The sequence below is a fragment of the Kitasatospora sp. NPDC048296 genome (genome assembly GCF_043201815.1).
Lineage (GTDB): Bacteria > Actinomycetota > Actinomycetes > Streptomycetales > Streptomycetaceae > Kitasatospora.
This window is the reverse complement of the sequence record NZ_JBICZB010000187.1, coordinates 1-2,159: the sequence shown is the minus strand read 5'-3', so window position 1 is coordinate 2,159 and position 2,159 is coordinate 1. Positions and strand designations below refer to the sequence as shown.

Annotated in this window: 1 protein-coding gene; it reads right to left on the bottom strand. The window is 73.2% G+C overall.

Annotated elements, in window-relative coordinates:
- Positions 1–2,159: beta-ketoacyl synthase N-terminal-like domain-containing protein (locus tag ACGF12_RS38345; RefSeq protein WP_393041214.1), on the bottom strand; the 2,159-nt coding region annotated here is incomplete at both ends.

Sequence of the window (2,159 nt, the reverse complement as noted above, 5' to 3'; positions counted from 1 at the left end):
CGGGGAAGATGAACACGGTCTTGCCGCTGACGGCTGCGGTGCCGGTGACGAGGTCGGGGTGGGGTTGACCGTCGGCGAGGGCGGCCAGGGCGTCGAGGGCGGTGGCACGGTCGGCCGGGACGACGACGGCGCGGTGGTCGAACCCGGCCCGGCGGCGCAGGGCCGTCGCGATGTCGCGGTGGGTGCTGTCGGGGTGCTCGGTGATCCAGATGTGCAGGCGGCGGGCCTGGTCGCGTAGGGCGTCCTCGTTCTTCGCCGACAGCGGCCACATCACCGGCAGCTCGGACTCCGGCTCCCCGGCCGGCTCGACCACCTCGACCACCTCGACCGGTTCGGCCGCGGGTGCCTCCTCCAGGATGACGTGCGCGTTCGTCCCGCTGATCCCGAACGACGAGACGGCGGCGCGGCGCGGGCGGCCCTCGGTCTGCCAGGGACGGTTCTCGGTGAGCAGGGATACCGCGCCGGCGGTCCAGTCGACGTGCGGGGTGGGCTTGTCGACGTGCAGCGTGCGCGGCAGCTCGCCGTGCTGCATCGCCATGACCATCTTGATGATGCCGCCGACGCCCGCGGCCGCCTGGGTGTGGCCGATGTTGGACTTCAACGAGCCCAGCCACAAAGGCCGTTCGCCAGTGTGCTCGCGCCCGTAGGTGGCGAGCAGTGCCTGCGCCTCGATCGGGTCGCCCAGCTTGGTGCCCGTGCCGTGCGCCTCCACGGCGTCCACGTCCGCCGCGCTGAGCCCGGCGTCCGAGAGTGCCTGCCGGATGACGCGCTGCTGGGACGGACCGTTGGGCGCGCTGAGGCCGTTGCTGGCACCGTCCTGGTTGATCGCGGAGCCGCGGATCACGGCCAGAACCTCGTGGCCGTTGCGCTGCGCGTCCGACAGCCGCTCCAGCAGCACCAGCCCGGCGCCCTCACCCCAGCCGGTGCCGTCGGCGGACGCTGCGAAGGCCTTGCAGCGGCCGTCCGGTGACAGCCCGCGCTGCCGGCTGAACTCCACGAACATGCCCGGTGTCGCCATGACGGCCACCCCGCCGGCAAGTGCCATCGAGCACTCGCCCTGCCGCAGCGCCCGGGCCGCAAGGTGCAGGGCGACCAGTGAGGACGAGCAGGCCGTGTCGACGGTCACGGCCGGGCCCTCGAACCCGAAGGTGTAGGAGATGCGGCCGGACGCCACGCTCACCGTGCTGCCGGTGAGCAGGTAGCCCTCCATACCGTTGGCGGGTTCGTGCAGCCGGGGGCCGTACTCCTGGGACATGGCGCCGACGAAGACGCCGACCGGTCGGCCGCCGAGGTCCGCCGGGTCCAGGCCGGCCCGCTCCAGGGCCTCCCAGGAGGTCTCCAGCAGCAGGCGCTGCTGCGGGTCCATGGCGGTTGCCTCGCGCGGCGAGATCCCGAAGAACTCCGGGTCGAACCCGGCCGCCTCGTACAGGAATCCGCCCGTGCGGGCGTACGTGGTGCCGGCGTGTGCGGGGTCGGGGTCGTAGAGGCCGTCGACGTCCCAGCCGCGGTCGGTCGGGAACCCGCCGATCGCGTCCCGGCCCTCGGCGACCAACTGCCAGAGTTCTTCCGGGGAGTTGGCGCCTCCGGGGTAGCGGCAGGCCATGCCGACCACGGCGATCGGCTCGTCGTTCGCGATCGCCGAGACGACCTGCACGGCCGCGACGTCGTCCGACAACTCGGCCTGGAGGTGACGGATCAGGGCGGTCGGCGTCGGGTGGTCGTAGAGCAGGCCCGCGGGCAGGCGCAGGCCGGTCCACTGGGACAGCCGGGTGCACAGTTCGAGCGAGAGGGCGGAGTCGAAGCCCAGCTCGCGGAAGGCGGCGGAGGTGTCGACGGCCTCGGGCGTGACGTGCCCGAGGGTGATCGTCATGGTGGTCAGCACGAGGTCCCGGAGTGTGGTCTCCAACTCCTCGCCGCTGAGCCGGGCCAGGCGCTGCGCGGGCGTGAGCTCGGCGGCGTCCTCGGGCTCCTCCTCCCCGGCCGATGCGGGGACGTGGACCGGGGCGGGGGCAGGGGCGGCGTCCGGCGTGCTGGGCGTGGCCACGGTGTCGATCCAGTACCGGCGGCGCTGGAAGGGGTAGGTGGGGAGGGTGGTGTGGATGTGGCTGGTGGTGGGCCAGTTGACGGGGTGGCCGTGGGTGTGGGTGGTGGCGAGGGCG